Annotated in this window: 1 protein-coding gene; it reads right to left on the minus strand. The window is 40.1% G+C overall.

Annotated features, from left to right (window positions below; genetic code table 11):
- Window positions 1–124: 124 nt before the first annotated feature.
- On the minus strand, window positions 125–319 hold the full coding sequence (locus ACSZPU_RS26410) for a helix-turn-helix transcriptional regulator (protein WP_499004582.1): 195 nt from the start codon (window positions 317–319) through the stop codon (window positions 125–127).
- Window positions 320–357: the final 38 nt, after the last annotated feature.

Raw genomic sequence — 357 nt, forward strand, 5'->3', positions numbered from 1 at the left:
TACGGCCTCATTTCTCGCTGCCGTCCAGATCAGATGCATCGCTCTCTGGGCTAAAATATTGTGACGACACTATCTAACATTTATTTCTATTTTTTGAACTTTCATTTTCGCTTCCTATTTTATGTTATTTATTATTTCTGCGTGAATCGGAAATGGTATTTTCAATCCATGCATCAATCTCACTTTCCACAAAGGCTACAGATCTTGCCCCTATGATTACCTTATCAGGGAATCGTCCTTCCTTGATAAGCTCATACATTGTGGTTCTACTAAATCCGACTCTTCGCGAATTCAGATAATAAGTGCAACGCTCGGACATGATTGTGGAGAGTGTAGGAGGAAGGGTTAACTACCGAT

The organism is Phytobacter sp. V69, from assembly GCF_965644215.1.
In the GTDB taxonomy this organism is placed as follows: domain Bacteria; phylum Pseudomonadota; class Gammaproteobacteria; order Enterobacterales; family Enterobacteriaceae; genus Phytobacter.